Genomic DNA, 17,361 nt, shown 5'->3' on the forward strand with positions numbered 1-17,361 from the left:
GATGAAGCGCCCCGGCCTGGCATCCGTACAGGAGGCCGGGCACCAACCCACCGGCTCGCAGAATGCGTCCGGCGCCACCTCCGCACTGGGCTGGAGCCTGCTGAATACTGCGGTGGCCAGGTTCGGCACGCTGGGAATCGGAATCGTCCTGGCCCGCCTGCTGGGGCCCGACTCGTACGGCAGCTTCGCGGTGGCCATGGTGGCGCTGCTGGCGGTCCTGACCATCAACGAACTGGGGGTCAGCCTCGCGATCGTGAGGTGGCCAGAGGATCCCGCACGGATCGCACCCACCGTGACCACTATCTCGATCCTCTCCAGTGCGGTGCTTTGCGGGGCCGGCCTTGCCGCAGCCCCCTGGTTCGCGGACCGCATGGGCGACCCCGGTGCCACCGACGTGGTCCGGGTCATGGTGTGCTGCGTCCTGGTCAGCGGGGTGGTCGCCACACCGGCAGCGCTGATGCAGCGGGCCTTTGACCAAAAGACGAAGATGCTGATCGACCAGGTGAATGTCTGGGTGGGTGCCATCGTTTCAATCTGCCTGGTGTTGGCCGGCATGGGCGCAATGAGCCTGGCGGTGGGCCGGCTCGCGGGGACGGTGGCCGGGGGCCTGCTCTTCGTCCTCAGGTCGCCGCTTCCCCTGCGGCTGGGCCTCGACCGCACCGTCCTGATGCCGTTGCTGCGGTTCGGGCTGCCCCTGGCAGGGACCAGCATCATCGTCTTCTGCGTCGGCTACCTGGACCAACTGGTGACGGGCAGTACGCTCGGTCCGGTCATGCTGGGGATGTACGTCTTGGCCTTTAACCTGTCGAGCTGGCCGGTGACCATGTTCTCCCAGCCGCTGCGAAGCGTGGCTCCGGTCGTGCTGGCCCGGCTGCAGCATGACCCCGAAAGGATGCGCTCCACAGTCACCGCCCTGATCGGGGTGATGTCCTGCGTTGTCTTCCCTGCTGTCACGTTCCTGGCGGCAGAGTCCGAAACCGTCGTCCGGATTGTGTACGGCGACGTCTGGGCGGGGGCAAGCGCCGCCCTGTTTTGGCTTGCCATGGTGGCCGGGTTCCGGATCCTCTTCGAGTTGATCTACGACTACCTGGTGGTTGCGGGAATGACAGGGTCCATCATGTCCATCCAGGTGTGCTGGCTGGTGGCCCTGGTACCGGCCCTGTTCCTTGGCACCGGCGCCGGCATCGCCGGGGTGGCCATGGCCCAATTCTTCGTCGTCGCCGCCCTGGTCCTGCCCTTGTATCTTTGGCGGTTGCGGGCAGTGGGTGTCCCGCCTCTCGGGGTGATCCGGCAACTGCTGCTGCCCTCGGCCGCTTCGGCAGCGTTGCTGGCCGCCTCTGCCCTCCTCGGCCGGATGGACTTCGGTGTCCCCTGGGCACTCCTGCTCTCCGGGGCAGCAGCCGGCTCCGTCACCGCTGGCCTGCTCTGGTTCAAGCGGGCCGACGTTGCCACGTTGAAGAAATTGGGAAGGAGCGGGGGCCTTGCAGGGCATCAGCGGTAACAGGGACACCTTTGAACGCCTGGTGGCGGTCGCCGGCCGCCTGGCAGCAGCCGGACGGTGGGAGCAGGCGGCGGTGCAGGCACAGCTTGCCGCCCGTTTCGCCTGGACCGACCACACCGGGTATTTCGGCCACCAGGGACTCGAAGAAGTCCTGGGGATGCTCCGGTCCTCCATCCCACAGCCTCCGCCCCCGGCGCCGGGAAAGCCGGCCGGGCGCCTTGTGGTCCACGTGGCCACCCAGCTGTACGGGACCGGCGGCCATACCCAGAGCATTGCGCACTGGATCCGCCAGGATCCTGGCTCGCGGCACCACGTTGTCCTCACCCGCCAAGGCAGCACCGAATGTCCAGCCAAGATTGCCGCGTGCCTGCCGGATCCCCGTGACCTGGTCCTCCTGGACCGCCGGCCCGGGGGGCTCATGAGAAGGGCGGGAGCATTGCGCCGGGTCATCGCTCCGGCCGACGTCGTCGTTGTGCATGCGCATCCACACGACGTCGTCCCCTCCCTTGCGTTGGGTGTCCCCGGAGCGCCTCCGGCTGTCTACGTCAACCACGCTGACCACGTCTTTTGGCAGGGGACCTCGGCGGCCGCCGTCGTCCTCTGCCTGCGGGCAAGCGGCCGGGAGCTGACCGTCCGCCGCCGCGGGGTTGATGCCGGCCGCTGTATGGTGGCCAACCGGCCCCTCGAACTTGCGCCTGCCGGGCCTGCGGAGGAATCGAATGAACTGGCCGCGCGGACTGGATGGGGCATCCCGGCGACGGATTTCGTCGTGGTGTCCGCCGCGGCAGGCAGCAAATACGATCCCGTTGGCCCGGACTCGCTGATAGGCCTCTTCCGGTCCTTCCTGCTCCGGCGCCCGGATGCACACTTCCTCGTGGCCGGCCCGTCCCCCACCGGAGCCTGGGCTGCCGCGGCGGCTGCCACCAATGGAAGGATCCGGGCCGTCGGGCGGCTTGCCAACATCTCGTCGCTTCTGTCCATCGCCGATGCCTACGTTGACTCGTTTCCCTTCGCTTCGTTGACCTCAATGTTGGAGGCCGGTGCCCACGGGCTGCCGCTGGTGACATACAGGGGCCATCCGGCCGAATGTGCGGTCCTTGGCTCGGATTCACCAGGCCTCGATGACCTCCTCCTCACGCCCTCGACTCCGGCGGGTTTCGTCTCAACCCTGGCGGACCTGGCAGATTCGGTGTCCACCAGGACGGCTCGGGGCTCGGCCACCCGCAGGGCAATCGTTGAAGGTCACAGCCCCTCAGCCTGGCGGGAGACAGCGGAGCGCGTCTATACCGAGGCCGCCCTGGCGCGAAGCGGACCGATCGCACCGGGACCCACTCCTTGGGCGGACGGACCCCTGGACCAGCTGGTGGGGCTGGTGCAGCATGAGACCGGCTTCGCCGGCCTGGATGCGGCCTGGGCTGACATACTGCCCTTCCTCGGAACGGCCCAGCGCATCAGGCAGTGGACGGCCTGGCGGAAGTCACCCCATGTGGGCCTGGCACAGTTGGTACCGGACCACAGCCGCGCGTGGGTTTCGGACTCACGCAGGCGCCTTAGCCAACCTTCATAGCGAGGGGCGTAGAGCGGGGGGTGCGGTAGTGTTCGCCGGCCGCATCAACCGCCGGGCCGGTGAGCAGCCATGGCCCTGTATTTTCGTGGAATCCCAGGATGACCTTCCGGCCCGACAGGGCGCCGACCACTTCGCCGGCAGTGTCAAAGCTGATGTTGGTCACGGCGACGGTGACGTCCGGCCCTTGGGCGCGCACCAGGGCAGCGACGGCCCGCTCGTCCGCTGCAAGGAAACGGAACCGGACACCTCGCCGCCCCAGCTCCAGGGGCTTCCCCAGTTCATGCCCTCCGGGTCCGCCGGGGAGCACATTGATCACGGTGGCAGCGCCTGCGCCCGCTGCGGCACAGATGTCGTCAATGTCGCGGCGCAGGTCACCCAGGACCGTGACGGGGCGCAGCGGGGCTTTATTCCGGAGCTTGTGCGCCGATACCGATTCCCGGAGCCACCGGTACCGCCACTTCTGCGAGTCCACCAGGCCGGAGAGGAGGGAGGGTACACGGCGCCGTTGCTGCACTGTCCCGCACGTCGTCACGATCGGCAACTGGTTGGGATACGCCCCGGCGATCCACTGGTGCGCCTCGGCCAGCCGGTCAAGATTGATGGTGAGGCTGTTGTGGGTCAGGGGGATGTTGGCTACCGCCACGCGGTGGCCGGTAGACCGGAGCCGGGCTCCGTATTCCACGGCATAGGCGTGCCAGGACAGGTCCGGCTCCTCGCTGAGCGGCTGCCGGAGGATGTGGTCCCGCCGCACCATGAACAAGACTTCATCCAGGCTGTCCACGTCCGCCAGCCCGGATTCCTGATGGCCGGATAACACGATGCGGTCGCGGATTTGCCCCACGAGGCGGCCCTCCCCGGTCATCCCGGTTGCGCCCACCATGCCCAGGGAAAGATCTGCCATCAATGCGGCGGCGATCTTCTCCAAGGCCGGGATGGAGTGCAGGAAAACGTCCTGGTGGACAAAGACCACCACATCGTTCCGCGCCGAGGCAGCACCATGGTTCAATGCCGCTCCGGCGGAGGAAAATTGCCGTGCCGTATTGTCGATGGGCAGGTACTCGAGGTCCACGGCGCATGGGAGGCCGGCCTCGACGGAAGCCGTGAGGCACTCCTGGAGCACTGCCGGGTTGTTGAAGACGCAGACGACAGAGACCGGGACTCGCCCCTCCCGGTCAGCGTTTGACGGGGACATCAGAGCGTCGCTCCTCGAAGGAAAGGTCCTCCAGCCCAGGCTGTGGCAACAGGAGCGGCGGCTCATCAACCGCATACCTTGCGGGCTTCCGGTCCTTCACCGCCCGCGCCGCCACGACACTGCCGCCACCAGGTTCGCCGTCCTGTTGGTCGTTCGCAACTGCGGCCGGTTCGGCGTGGCGGTCGGCGGAGCGCCTGCGCCGGGACACAGGCTTGCCCTTGTCCGCCGCGTCCTTCCGGGCAGCCCGCGAATTCTCCAGCATCCTGGCGATCGAAACAGCGCCGAACAGGAGGATGACGCCGCCAATCAGCACCACGATCATCGACCGGAGCCGGCTGGAGAATTGCTCTGTCGCTTTGCTCGGGGGATCAATCTGGAGGGCCGTGAAGAGGTAGCGGTCATCGGCCCCGTTGACTTTCTGCGCATCCCGCAGTTTGGCGGTGAGATGCTGGCCCAAGGCTTCTGCCGTCGTGATGGCCAGCTGCGGGCTGGGGCCCGTGGCCTCCATCCTGATGAGCTGGCCCGCCCCCGTGGTGGCCGGCAGGGTCACCGTGTAGTCGGGTGACAAGCCGGCGGCCTTAAGCGAGTCAACGACGTCGGTTGAGCTCAACTTTGTCGCCATCACCTGGGTGATCAGGGAGCTGTCCGCCGAGCGCAGGTAGGGGTTGTCCGAGTTTGCGGCGGCGACGGCGGGATCGGTGCGCATTTCTTCCACGCTGGGCACGCGGGGCGTCACCAGGACGTACACCGTCGACGCCATGTAGCTCCGGGGCGCGAAGAAGAAGACGTAGGCTGCCGCAGCAAGGGTGAGCACCAGGACGGTAATCATCGAAACCTTGTGGCGCCACAGGATTTTAAGAACCGAGACGGGAGTCATGGGAGCCTTTCAGATTCTGCAAGGCTGGCGCCTTGTTCCTTGGTAGTTGGGCCAAGCGCCCGCCGTTCGCCGGCGACGAGCAACCAGACCGTCCCGGAGAGCCCGACGCATATCGGGTACACGAGTGCCAGGACGGGGAAGCCCAGCGAGTCAAAGGCGGCTGACGCCGGGGCGGCCACCAGGCAGGCGGCGGCGACTGCGGCCGCAAGTGTCTTCAAGCGTTCCTCTTTGGCGTTGAAGGCCGCCAGCCAGGCCGCTATCCCGGGTACGACCATGTACAGCAGGAGTGCAAGGAACCCCGGCACTCCCAGTTCGACGATGGTTTTCAGGTACTGGTTGTCCAGGACCTCAATGGCGTTCCTCGTCAGGTACGCCCCGGGACCTATTCCAAGCCACGGCCGGGCCGAGACCATGGCTTCCACCCTGGGGTAGTCCTCAAGCCGTGCGGTGATGGAAGGATCGGCCGTCCCCGCGGTGACGGAACCAAACAGCGTTGCGACAAATCCGGGAACCGCCAGGAAGAGCACTGTGGCAGCGCCGGCGAACCCCAGGACCGTCCACTGCCTGGACCTGGAAGGAAGGAACGGAAGGAAGACCAGTGCCACGGTCAGGACACCCAGGACCGCCGAGCGGGAAATCGTGGCGGCGATCGCGAACACAATGAAGCCCGTCCCCGTCCAGTGCATCCAGGCGCGGCCCGATTTGTCGTACAGTGCGCGCCACAGCGAGAGCGGAAGGAGCATCGAGGCGATGACCCCCAGCTCGATGGGATGGAAGGTGCTGCCGGCCACCCGGAGGAAGCTTCCGCGTTCCTGGAACGGCTGGTTCCCGCCGTTGTCCTTGAACCCGGGCAAGACCCCTTGGAACCAGGCCATGGGGTCCACATGGGTGGTGAACTGGATTGCCGCCACCATGCTGCAGAACACGGCACCGCGCAGGAGCGCACGCACCAGCATCATCGCCGCGTCCACGGTCCGCGTTGTCTCAGTGGTTACGAGCACCAGGCCGGACGAGGCGACCATCAACAACATCCAGCGGTCAGCACTCGCGCGTGTCGCATCCGTCGTGCTCCCGCTGATACCCACGTACATCGCGGCGTAGGAGGCACACGACACCGCGAAAAGGGCTGCCAGCGCGAAGCGTCCGGGGTGCTCGCGGTCGATGGTCTTGTGCAGGCCGAGCATGACTGACGTCACCCACAGCGCGAAAACCAGCAACGCAAGAATGTGGGCCACATAGCCGGCGGCACCCAGCGGTTCCAGAACGAGGTTGGAGGGGAAAACGAAACAGGCTACCGCCGTCACCCGCAGGAGCAGCGGTGGCTTTTGCTCGTCGCCGTCAACGCGCAGGGGTGTGTCCAGTCGGACTTCCGGACCCAGCGCGGATGGAGCTGGCAGATGCTTTCCCACATCCCCCCAATCTTCCTGCCGGGGTTGAAATACCCTTATACACGCAATGTTCAGGGTGATAGCGTAGCTCCAAAATCATTGCTTGTCGCCGCTTATTTCCCTTTTATCCAGTATGACATTTGACCCATGATTTTACGACAGGAATTGCCATGAAAAACCTGTTCGAAGCACCTGGAAAAACCGCCCGGGACATGCGCAATTCCACAAAACTCATCAAGAAAACCGCAATTCTATTGACTTGCCTTTTAGGAACGTCATGCATGTCGTCAAGCGCCTTCTCCGCGTCCTCAGGATCGGCTCAAGATCCGCTTCCTGAAGGGGTCAGCGTCCAGGGGATTGACGGCGGCCCGGGCTTCTACGGGAAGTTCTCGCCGACCCTGCCGGCCGAGCCGAACTTCTTTCCCCTGGGCGTGTGGTTTGAAAGCGTCCTGCAGGAAGAGGATATCGCCGCGGACCGCGGTGCCGGCCTGAACACCTACGTGCAGCTCACCGATGACTCGAATGTGGAGCTGGTGCGGGGCAGCGGCCTTCATGCGCTCCCCTCCACAGTGGTCCCCGGCGCTTCCGGGTTCGTCGTCTCCGATGAAGTGGACATGTGGGCAGGCGGGGGAAACTCCTCGTGGACCGGCAAGTCCCAAGGTGAAGGTGTGATCTGCGAGCCTGTGGCCTCCGAATGCGGTTTCACCGTCCAGGAAGCGCTGGTGAAACTCTTCCCGCCCCGGGCGTTGCTCTATTCCAATTACGGCAAGGGCGTAACGTTCCAACTCAAGAATCCGCAGGCCGCGCAATTCGTCAACAGCTACCAGGACGTCGTCTCCGCGGACAACTACTGGTTTACGGATCCCTATATCTGCAGCCATGTCGAAGGCGGGGCAGTTTTCGCGGATGGGCGGGATCTCACTGACGCGGAATGCCGCACCGGGGCCCACTACGGCTGGACGGTTGACCGGGTACGGTCCCTGGTCCAGCCCGCCGGCTCCAAACCGGTCTGGGCGTTTGTCGAGGTGGGCCACCCATTTTCCGAAAGTGATTCACTCACCATCAGTCCCGCCCAGCTTCGGTCCGCCGTATGGAGCAGCATCATCCACGGCGCCCGGGGAATCGTCTATTTCAACCACAATTTTGGCGGCCAGTGCCAGTCCCAGCATGTGCTCCGGGATGAATGCGGCACCGCGATCCGTCCAACGGTAGCCGCCGTGAACAAGCTCATCACCACCCTCGCTCCGGCGCTGAACACGGGTTCGGTAACGGGGCTCGTGACCGCAAACAGCAAGGACGTTGATTTCTCCGTGAAAGCCAATGCGGGCCACTTCTATATTTTGGCGGCAGCCACGCGTCCCGGGCCCCAGTCCGTGACCTTCTCTGTTCGGTGCGGCGGCCCGGACCAGGCAGAAGCGCTGGATGAAAACCGTTCGGTGCCCGTGTCGAACCACGCCTTTACGGACTCCTTCAGCGACGCCAATGCGGTACACATCTACCGCCTCAACGGAGGCAACACCTGCGGCCTTGGCTGAGGCCCCCCTTTCCCGGCCCTTGTGAAGGTCGACCTCGTGGAAGACGACTGCGCAGGCTAAGCATCATGTCCCGCCCATCCCGCTCCTGGCACGGGTGGGGCCCGCGACGCTGGATTGCGTCGCGGGCCCCTGCAGCTGCCCCGCCGGTTGTCCCCGGCTGCTAGGGGGTGGTGACTTCCACATCCACCCAATAGTTGGTGGCGTTCCAGGTGTTGCTCGGGAACCCTCCGGCGCCGTAGGCATAGACGCCGTTGGGACCGCTGGTGCCGTCAGCCAAACCGTGGAGGATGCCGCTGTCCGCCGACTTGCCGGCAAAGAAGGCGCCGTCTGCCGAGTAATACCCATTGGGCGCCAGGTACGAGACCACGTAGACCGTGTTGGCGCTGATAGGAATCGGCGTCGCGAACGTTGCCCGCTGCCATCCGGACGCGCCCTCATTGGTGAACGTGACCGAGCCCAGCAGTTGGCCTCCTGAGGTCCAGAGCTTGCCAACGTGCGTACCCGTGTTCTGCGGTCCCTTATAGAAACGGACCGCCGTGACGGTGGCGTTGGTGTCCGAGGTGAACTTCATGCCCAGTTCCACCGATGAGTTGTCCTGGGCGGTGACCGTGGATGGAACCGCGGTGGGAGCGAAGACGCTGCACGGGCAGCCGGCCGTTGGCTGCGGAGCCGTGGTGAACGACCAGGTATAGGGCGCTGCCATGGCCTGTCCGTTGCTTCCCTTGGCACCCGAAACCGTGGCCGTGAAGGTTGTGCTGTAGGCCAGCGCAGTGGCGGGGGTGAACACCGAGGTGTTGGTCAGCGTGTCATAGCTGAGGGTCCCGGGTACGTTGGCGTTTGCAGCATCCTTGACGTTGAAGACCACGGTGCTGGGGTCAACGGCCCTGTCGTAGGTCGCCTTCACCGTGCTGGTGGTGGCCACGTTGGTGGCACCGGCAGCCGGTGAGGTGGATGACACCGTGGGCACGCTGACCGACGCCGACCCGTTCAGCACCACATCCACCCAGTAGTTGGCGTTGTTGTAGCTGCTGGAGGGGAACGCGGAGGTGCCGTAACGGTACACGCCGTTGAGTCCGTCCACCCCGCTGGCCAGGCCGTGAAGCGGATAGTTGTCCACGCCTTTGGTGAAGAAAGCTCCGTCCGCCGAATAGTGCCCGTTGGGTGCGTAGTACGAAACGATGTACGTCGTGTTCGCCTGGATGGCCACGGGTGTGGAGAAGTTTGCCTGCTGCCAACCGGACCCCGACTCTCCGGTAAAGGTCACGCTGGCCAGCAACTGCCCTCCGCTGGTCCAGAGCTTTCCGGTGTGCGTGCCGGTGTTTGCGGAACTCTTGTAGAAGCGGACGCCGGTGACGTTCCCGGCAATATCCGAACGGAATTTCATCCCAAGTTCCACCGACGATCCGTCCGGCTGGTCAATGGTCCCGGGCAGGGCGTTCGCGGCAAACACGCTGCAGGGGCAATTGGCCGTGGGTTGGGCCACCGTAGTGAAGGTCCAACTGTAGGGCGCGGTCATTACCTGTCCCGCCGCATTCGTCGCCCCGCTGACGGTCGCCGTGTACGTGGTGTTGTAGGCCAGTGCTGAGCCCGGCGTGAACGTCACGGTGGTCCCCGAGTAGCTGCTGGTACCCGTCACGCTGGTGGTTCCGGCCTGGAGGGTGAAGGTAATGCTGTTGGCGGTAACCACCTGGTTGAACGTCGCGCTTGGTGCCGTATTGACGCCAATCGCCGTCGCCTTGTCTGCCGGCAGCGTTGACGTCACTGCGGGCGGGACAGGTGCTGTGGCGGTGGTAAAGGTCCACGAGTACGGGCTTGCCATCGCTTGGCCGGAACTGTTCGTGGCACCACTGACCGTAGCCGTGTAGGTGGTGTTGTACGCGAGCGGGCTGCCGGGCGCAAAGGTGGAGGTGTTGGTCGCGGAGCTGTAGCTGGTTGTCCCGGGCACTGAGTTCAGGGACGGATCCAGCACGCTGAAGACCACCGAGGTGGGCACCACTGCCTGGTTGAACGTCGCTGACGGGGTCACGGAGATGGGCACGCCCGTGGCCTGGTTTGCCGGCGATGTGCTGCTGACCGCCGGAGCGGGAGGTGGTGCCCCGGTTGTGAACGTCCAGGTGTAGGGGCCCGCCATTGCTTGGCCGGCCGCATTGGTGGCGCCGCTGACGGTCGCCGTGTACGTGGTGTTGTACGCCAGCGCGGCGGAAGGGGTGAAGGTGACTGTGCCCGAGCTGTAGGCGGCGTTGCCTGCCACTGCCGTGTTGTCAGGCTTCTTCAGCGTGAAGGTGATGCTGCCCGCTGTTACGGCCTGGTTGAAGGTAGCCGACGGCGCCTTGGTGATTGCGACGTTGGTGGCTGCATTGGCCGGGTCGGTCGAAGAGACTGCCGGCGGCACGGATGCCGACGGAACGAACTTGACGTCCACCCAATAGTTCTCGGCGTTGTAGGAGGACTGGGGAAAGACGCTGCTGGCCCCGTAGGTGTAGACGCCGTTGCCGGAGCTGGGGGTGTTCCTCAGCCCATGCAGCACGCCGCTGTCAAGGGACGAGTGTCCGGCCGGCATGGGCGACGGGTTGGGATACATGAAGCCCGCGGCCTGCGCATAATGCCCTTGGGGAGCGAAGTAGGAGACCACATAGGTGGTGTTTGCGGTGATGGCCACGGGTGTGGCGAAGTTGACCGTTTGCCAGCCGGTTGCCGTCTCGTTGGTGAAGGTTGCCGTGGCCAGCCGGGCTCCGCCCGATGTCCACAAGCTGCCGACGTGCGTTCCCTTGTTCAGGCTTGACTTGTAGAAGGAGACGCCGGTGACGGTTCCTGCCGCCTGGGCGGTGAACTTCATCCCGACTTCCACGCTTCCGCCGTCGCCGGAATCGGGCGTGTCGGGGATCATGCTGGACCCGAAGATGGAACACGGGCAGGAAACGTTGACCGCAGCCCCGGATCCTGGCACCTCGGTGTTCCCCGAGTCGTCAGTGGCTCGGGTCTTCACGGTCACTGCCGGGCTGCCGTGCACTGTCCAGGTGTAGGACCAGCTGGTGGTCCCGGTGGCCGGGCGCCACGTGGTTCCACCGTCGGTGGATACTTCGATGCCGGCCACTACCCCGCCGGCGTCGGAGGCCGTTCCCGAGATGGTGACGCTGGAGCCGTCGGCAAGGGTCTGGCCGTTTAGCCCGGATGTGATGGTCGAAACAGGGGCGCTGGTGTCGGTGGACTTTGCCGCCGCTACCAGCCCCGTCATCAGGGTAACCGCCTGGACACCCATGTCGGCGAACAGGTTGACGGTGGCCTGCTGCATGTTTTTGTCGGGGGTACTCGTGGGAACGGTGAAGTTGTCCAGGCCGTAAGCCCATTGGACCGTGCCGGCGCCAAAGACAAGTGCGCCGCTGGGGGCGCGGTACATGATCAGGTTGTGTGTTTGGCTGGAAGCAGCAGTGGTGCTGCCGTAGTCAGTGAATGCCTCAGGCACCGAAACAGTGGTTGAGGACAATTTGAATGCGCCGGCAGGACGGAATCCGTTGTCGGCGTCGATGTCCCACTCGTAACCGAGCGTGTCCAGGCCACTTCCGAGCGTGAGTGATTGGGTTCCCGTCAGTTTGGCGGCCGCAGTGTTGCGCCACAGCCGCATGCCCGCGTATTGGGCGGGGACCTTGATGTCCGCGGAGCCGGAATTGACCAGGAAGAACTGTCCGGTCAGCGAGTTCTCCGGGTTTCCGCCACCGGTGGACGTGCCGAAGCGCGGGTCGCGCCAGGTCCCGGTCCATTCCACCGGGTCTACGGGCGTGTTGTAGTGGGTGTCCTTGTATGAGACCAGTGTGCGCCCGGAGGTCTGGCTGCCATCGATCGAGGCCTCCCAGCGGGTGCGCCAGAACGCCTCGTTGCCGCTGAAGAAGGCCAGGTTGACGCCTGCGTTCCGGGCGGCTTCCACGTTGCTGCGCTGTGTTCCGCTCCAGTACTCATCGTGTCCGGAGGACATGAACATTTTGTGGTTGAGCAGCAGCGGGCCTCGCGTCGCCGTGTCCAGGCCGCTGATGTAGCTGACGTCGTAGCCGTTCGCCTCCAGGAAGCGGATCATCGGGTATTCGGTGTCCATGAGCCAGCTGTGGCCTTGGTCGCCCGTGGAAAGGAACGGCCTGTTGTAGGACACCTTGAACGCTGACTTGTAGGCCTGTGGATTGCCGGTGGGGCATGCCACCGTGCATTGGTAGAGGCTGTTGCCGCCGTAAGTGTTGTAGGCCTGCCACGTTGTGTCGGACGTCTGCACCACGATGCCGCTCTTTCCCGCATCGTTGCGGACTACGAACGGAATCATGCTGTCCCCGCCGGTATCGTTGCGGACCAGGTGGGCGAAGTACACGCCCGAGACTGCGGATGCCGGGACTGTCCACGACGCGGAAACCCCCCAGTTTCCACAGTCGACGAGGCCCGTCCCGGACTGGGTCAGGCAGGCGGGCTGGGATTGCGGCAGTTTGGCCGTTAGTGGGATGCTGGCGGCGATCTTGCGGGCCCCGTTCCCCTGGTAGTAGCCGAATCGAAGAATGTCGATGTGGTAGGCGCTGGCGGTGGTCTTGATCTTGAAGCTGATGGATTCACCCTGGTTGACGCTCATCGCCGTTCCGAAGCCCTGGATGGACGAGTCGCCGGATCCGGAAACCTCCCAGTCCGAGGACGGGGTGCCGGGCAGTGAGTTTTCACACGCGACGGCGCTGGCAACGGGGGGCGTGCAGGCATCGGCGTGGGCCGCCGGAGCCTGGTAAAGAGTGGAACTGAAAGACAGCATCGCGGCGATAAGGAACAATACGGAAAAACTTGCTGCCGCACGCAGCCTGCTTTCGACGGGCTTTGATTTTGCAAACACTTTAACTCCATTTCGAGACGTGAATAGCGCCAGGTGCCTGCACTACCCGGATCAAGGAATAGGCGGCTGTTGAGGAATGCGGGGATTAAATTCGGTCCTTAATTCAGGGAATTTATCCCCAACCCACTCCCCAGGAATGCAATTCATAATTGCGGCTGCTGTCATCCCGCTCCCACGCGGTGTTTTTTCGGCGCCGGGCCGCACGGCCCGCAAGCGCGAAGGCGGCATAGACGGCGGCATCCACCGCGGAGCCGGGACCCTTGATTGAATGCGCCAGTTGACTGGCCGTGCGTCCCGACTGCGTGCCCGGAACATCGCGGAGTTCGTTGTTCCCGCGATATACGCGCCTCAGGGTGGAGAGCAGGGCCTTTCCGGTCCGTGGCGTGCGGACTGTCACCGGCGGGCAGGCGATGACTTCTTTTTCGGAGGCGTCGAACAATCGGTCGATGTAACAGTCGTCGGCCGTGATGGGCGGAAATTCACCAAACCGTTCATGCCCCTTGCGGCTCAGGCCGTAAACGCCGGCACCCCACATCGATGCCGATGCCTGGGGCAGCCGGTTGCGTGCCCGGTAGTAGGCGCGGACCGGCCAGGAGGCGCCCGCTGTGTCATACGTGAAGGCGGGGCGGGCGCAAAGGGGCCCGCCGTCGTCGGACAATGCCTCCAAGGTGGCACGCAGGGCGGCCGGCGGCACCTCGATATCGGCGTCAACGTACAGCCGCGGCCACCCGCAGGCGGCTTGGTCGCCGGCGTTGAGGGCAGCGGTCTTGGACGCGGCCTCCACGGAGACAACCCGGACGCCCGGCACGGAACCGGCCACGGCTTCAGTTCCGTCGGTGCAACCGTTGCAGGCAACCACCACGTCCACCTTCCCGCTCGCGATGGGTGCGGTGAGTGCTGCCAGCGTCCGCCCGAGGACCGGGGCCTCGTTGTGTGCTGGAATGATGACCGTCCCGGAGGGGAAATCCCCTTCCTGGCCGGGGCCACCCGGGTAGGCGACGGCGTGCGGCAGGTCGGCCCATCGTGACTCCCTGGCGATCAGTCCCAGGATTCCCCGGTGGGCGGGCAGCGGTGCCCGCAGCAGGGCAGAAAGTACGACGGCGGCACGGAAGATTCGTGCGTAGCTTCCGTGATGGAATTTTCGGACATAGCGGATCCTGTTCGCCCCCATGAGGGCATCCAGGGACGGTGAGCTCCCGGACCCGCTTCGGGAATGGACCATGGCTGCAAGGGGCTCGAACCAGACGTCGGCCTTGAGCTCGCGGACACGGTGCAGGTAGTCCGTCTCCTCCGAGTACAGGAAGTAGGACTCGTCCCAGCCGCCGACCTGTTTCGCGATGTCGGAGCGGATCAGCAGCGCGGCGCCGGTGGCCCAATCCACCTTGTGCGGGTGGGCGTAGCTTTCGGCGTCGAAGTCCATTTCGGTCAGCCATCCGGGGCGTCCTTGGAACCTGCTTCCGAGGAGGGCGTCGCCCAGCGCGCGCGAGATGCTCGGTTCCCTGCGCAGCGAGGGGTAGACGCTTCCGTCGTCGTCTCGCAACAAGGGGACCACCACTCCCGCGCCGGTGCCCGCCATGGATTTCCGCAGGGCCATCACCGCGCCGGGGCAGAGCCTAAGGTCCGGGTTGAGGACCAGGTACGAATCCGCACTTCCCGCCTTCGCGCAGGCCGCATTGATGCCGCCCGCGTACCCGAGGTTCCCGCCGGTGGGGAAGGCGGCCACGCCTGGAAACTCCTGCAGGCAGGAAAGGGTCTCCGGGTTCGGCGAGTTGTCCGCAACCACTACCTTGATGGACTGTTCCCGGGTCTGCAGCCGGAGGCTCTCCAGCAGCCCGCAGACGTCCGCGCCGTTGTTGTAGGTCACCACCAGAGCGGCAACATCGGCGTGCTGGTCGGTCGGGGTGAAGTCCCCTGCCGTGGTGCCGGCCCGCCGGGTGGGACCGGAAGCGGGTCGAGGGGCAGGGCCTGTGCTTTGCCCGGGCGCGACGTTGGCACTGTGCCGGCGGAGCTTCAGGTAGGCTTCGGGCCCCTCCACGACGTACCGTTTGGCGAGCCGTCGTGGCTCCATGGCCAGCCGCCACGCCCATTCAAGGCCCATAGCGCTCACCTGCCGGGGCGCACGGCGTATGTGGCCGGCGAGGAAATCGATGACCGCCCCGAACGCCAGCAGGACCTTCGCCCCGGTCTGCGGCCCGTACTCCCCGATCCAAAGTTCCTGCCGTGGTTTGCCCAAACAGACCACCAGGATGTCCACTCCGGCGGCCCGGATGTCTGCACATAGTTCCGTGACGGCGGTGGCATCACCCAACATTTGGCGGGACGGCGCCCACCAGCCGGCCACGCGCAGGGTGGGGCGCTCCGCTTCGATCCGCGTGGCAACCAATTCCTGGGCTTCCGGGCTCCCACCCAGGAAACCGACGGTCCGTCCTTGTGCAGCGGCGTCATCGAGGATGTGGCCGATCAGGTCACTTCCTGCGAGGCGGGGCCACCGTTGGCCGGTTAGCTCCGCCGCCTTGGCCACCAAGGGGGCGCCGTCCAGCAACGCCAGCCACTCCAACTGCGGGACCTCCAGCGTTCCTTCCCAGCGGCCGCCGGTCCCGAAGTGGTTGACGTGGTCCAGGTTCGCGGAGAGCACACCCAGGGGGGTCTCGGGGGCACCCGCGGCTCGCTCCATGATGGCTGCCAGGGCGTCCTCACGGCTCATCAGGTCGACCCTGACGCCACCCAGCGTGACAGCCCGCTGCAGCGGGCCCTCGAGGGCCGTTGTTCCCCGCGGTGTCACCAACCCGGCCATCCCCAGTTTGTGGATGCGGCGGGGCAGGCGCCCAAGTGCAGATGTCATTCCGGCTCCATGGTCACAGCGCAGGAGCACGTCGGCTGGAAAAGGGGTCTGCACTCCCCGTTTCAGCCTCGCGCCGGTCACCCGGCACGGCACCTGTCGCATCTGTCAGTGGTCGACGGATGCCATCGTTGGCAGGACTGCGAGGACCTGGTGTCCGGCCCGGAACCGTGGGCCGGACACCCAACGGCATCCGTGTGTCCCCACCGTAGGCCGGGGAAACCCCCTAGCCGGAGTCCGGCAGGCTACCTATGTGGGTACCCGCACGAACCTTTGTGGTGCCACAAACTGCCTGGCTAGGCCGGGGTGCGGAAGAACAGCTCCGAGACGGCGGCGAGGCGGAGGGGATCGTCCACTCCGCACAGTTCCCGCGCGGAATGCATGGACAGCAGCGGCACGCCCACGTCCACGGTCCTGATGCCCAGCCTTGTGGCGGTGAGGGGTCCGATGGTGGAACCGCAGGGCACCACATTGTTGGAGACGAATTCCTGGTATGGCACGCCCGCTTCGCCGCAAAGCCTGGCCCAAAAGGCCGCGCCGAACGCATCAGTGGCGTAGCGCTGGTTGGCATTGATCTTCAGGAGCGGTCCACCGTTGAGCACGGGGTGGTTGGCGGGGTCGTGCCGCTCGGCGTAGTTGGGGTGGACCGCGTGCCCGGCGTCGGCCGACAGGCAGAACGACGCCGCGAGGGCCTGCCGCCGTTCGCTCACCGTCGCACCCAGGCCGTCGGAGATGCGTACCAGCACGTCTTCGAGGATGGGTCCGCAGGCACCGGAGCGGGAGTTGGAGCCGATTTCCTCGTGGTCGAACGCTGCGAGCACGGCAATGGGTCCCCCGGCCGTGCCGGACGCAGCATGCGCGGCCAGGGCCGCCAGCCCGGCGTGCGTGGCCGACAGGTTGTCCAGCCGCCCGGATGCGAAGAACTCCCGCTTGCCCCCGAAAACCGCAGGCGCCTGCGTGTCCGCAATGACGACGTCGTACCCGCCAATGCCGGCAGGATCAACGGAGGCGCCGTCAACGGACGCGGCCAGGACGCTCAACAGGTCCGCATCGGTGGGGTTTCCCAGCCCCCATACCGGGTTCATATGGCGCTGCTTGTCCAGGGTAAGCCCGTCATTCACGGCCCGGTCCAGGTGGATAGCCAGCTGCGGGAAGCGGAGCAGCGGCCCGGTGGCGGCCAGGTGTTGCGTGCCATCGAGCATCACCAGCCGGCCGGCGAGCCGGAGCTCCCGGTCCAGCCAGGAGTTGAGCAGGGGCCCGCCGTAGATTTCCACCCCGGCCTGAAGCCAGCCGTGGGCGCCGGTGGTGGGCTTCGGCTTAAGCTTGAAGGACGGCGAGTCGGTGTGGGCGCCAAGAATATTGAAGCCGGTGGCGGGTCCGGCTCCTTCGGGAACCACCCAGGCGATCAGGGCGCCGTCGCGGATCATGAAGAAGGAGCCGGGCCCGCCCTCCCACGGCTGCAGCTCGTCCAGGCGGAGGAAGCCGGCTTCCTCCAGCCTCCGGCCGCCCTCGTGGGCAGCATGGAAGCTCGACGGCGATGCGCTGACAAAGGCGCCAAGGTCCTGGATGTGGTCTGCGGCAGAGGAAGTCAAAGGCATGGTCCCGAGTCT

9 protein-coding genes are annotated in these 17,361 nt (G+C 65.6%); 3 read left to right on the forward strand and 6 right to left on the reverse strand.

Annotated elements, in window-relative coordinates; all coding sequences use genetic code 11:
- Position 1: 1 nt before the first annotated feature.
- Positions 2-1,501: a lipopolysaccharide biosynthesis protein gene (locus AC4EEV_RS11060; RefSeq protein WP_109044831.1), complete on the forward strand. Its 1,500-nt coding sequence runs from the start codon at positions 2-4 to the stop codon at positions 1,499-1,501.
- Positions 1,482-3,068 carry a glycosyltransferase gene (locus tag AC4EEV_RS11065; protein WP_018762847.1) on the forward strand — a complete coding sequence of 529 codons (1,587 nt, stop codon included), beginning with the start codon at positions 1,482-1,484 and terminating at the stop codon, positions 3,066-3,068. The genes AC4EEV_RS11060 and AC4EEV_RS11065 overlap by 20 nt, the downstream gene beginning before the upstream one ends.
- Here the strand turns inward: AC4EEV_RS11065 and AC4EEV_RS11070 are convergent.
- The 3 genes from AC4EEV_RS11070 to AC4EEV_RS11080 are packed head-to-tail and all read right to left on the reverse strand — an operon-like array spanning position 3,052 to position 6,546.
- On the reverse strand, positions 3,052-4,260 hold the full coding sequence (locus AC4EEV_RS11070) for a glycosyltransferase (protein ID WP_491328952.1): 1,209 nt from the start codon (positions 4,258-4,260) through the stop codon (positions 3,052-3,054). The genes AC4EEV_RS11065 and AC4EEV_RS11070 overlap by 17 nt on opposite strands.
- The gene (locus AC4EEV_RS11075; protein ID WP_491328953.1) at positions 4,241-5,137 is read right to left on the reverse strand and encodes a YveK family protein; all 897 of its coding nucleotides are present in this window, start codon (positions 5,135-5,137) and stop codon (positions 4,241-4,243) included. The genes AC4EEV_RS11070 and AC4EEV_RS11075 overlap by 20 nt, the downstream gene beginning before the upstream one ends.
- The gene (locus AC4EEV_RS11080) at positions 5,134-6,546 is read right to left on the reverse strand and encodes an O-antigen ligase family protein (protein ID WP_133832405.1); all 1,413 of its coding nucleotides are present in this window, start codon (positions 6,544-6,546) and stop codon (positions 5,134-5,136) included. The genes AC4EEV_RS11075 and AC4EEV_RS11080 overlap by 4 nt, the downstream gene beginning before the upstream one ends.
- A 260-nt stretch (positions 6,547-6,806) precedes the next feature.
- On the opposite strand from AC4EEV_RS11080, the gene AC4EEV_RS11085 reads away from it, so the two are divergent.
- Entirely contained in the window at positions 6,807-8,060 is a 1,254-nt protein-coding gene (locus AC4EEV_RS11085; protein WP_491328954.1) for a hypothetical protein, read from the forward strand.
- A gap of 160 nt (positions 8,061-8,220) precedes the next feature.
- Here the strand turns inward: AC4EEV_RS11085 and AC4EEV_RS11090 are convergent, their stop codons facing one another.
- From AC4EEV_RS11090 to AC4EEV_RS11100, 3 genes are all read right to left on the reverse strand, one after another.
- Entirely contained in the window at positions 8,221-12,912 is a 4,692-nt protein-coding gene (locus AC4EEV_RS11090) for a DUF4082 domain-containing protein (RefSeq protein ID WP_491328955.1), read from the reverse strand.
- A 112-nt stretch (positions 12,913-13,024) separates the two neighbouring features.
- The gene (locus AC4EEV_RS11095; protein WP_491328956.1) at positions 13,025-15,754 is read right to left on the reverse strand and encodes a WecB/TagA/CpsF family glycosyltransferase; all 2,730 of its coding nucleotides are present in this window, start codon (positions 15,752-15,754) and stop codon (positions 13,025-13,027) included.
- 293 nt (positions 15,755-16,047) lie between these two features.
- On the reverse strand, positions 16,048-17,349 hold the full coding sequence (locus tag AC4EEV_RS11100) for a M18 family aminopeptidase (protein ID WP_491328957.1): 1,302 nt from the start codon (positions 17,347-17,349) through the stop codon (positions 16,048-16,050).
- Positions 17,350-17,361: the final 12 nt, after the last annotated feature.

It is taken from the genome of Pseudarthrobacter sp. MOO14 (assembly GCF_058267675.1).

Coding starts and splice junctions, on each gene's coding strand:
- AC4EEV_RS11095 (WP_491328956.1), bottom strand. CDS start 15,754: ATGACATCTGCACTTGGGCGCCTGCCCCGCCGCATCCACAAACTGGGG.
- AC4EEV_RS11070 (WP_491328952.1), bottom strand. CDS start 4,260: ATGTCCCCGTCAAACGCTGACCGGGAGGGGCGAGTCCCGGTCTCTGTC.
- AC4EEV_RS11075 (WP_491328953.1), bottom strand. CDS start 5,137: ATGACTCCCGTCTCGGTTCTTAAAATCCTGTGGCGCCACAAGGTTTCG.
- AC4EEV_RS11060 (WP_109044831.1), top strand. CDS start 2: ATGAAGCGCCCCGGCCTGGCATCCGTACAGGAGGCCGGGCACCAACCC.
- AC4EEV_RS11085 (WP_491328954.1), top strand. CDS start 6,807: ATGTCGTCAAGCGCCTTCTCCGCGTCCTCAGGATCGGCTCAAGATCCG.
- AC4EEV_RS11100 (WP_491328957.1), bottom strand. CDS start 17,349: ATGCCTTTGACTTCCTCTGCCGCAGACCACATCCAGGACCTTGGCGCC.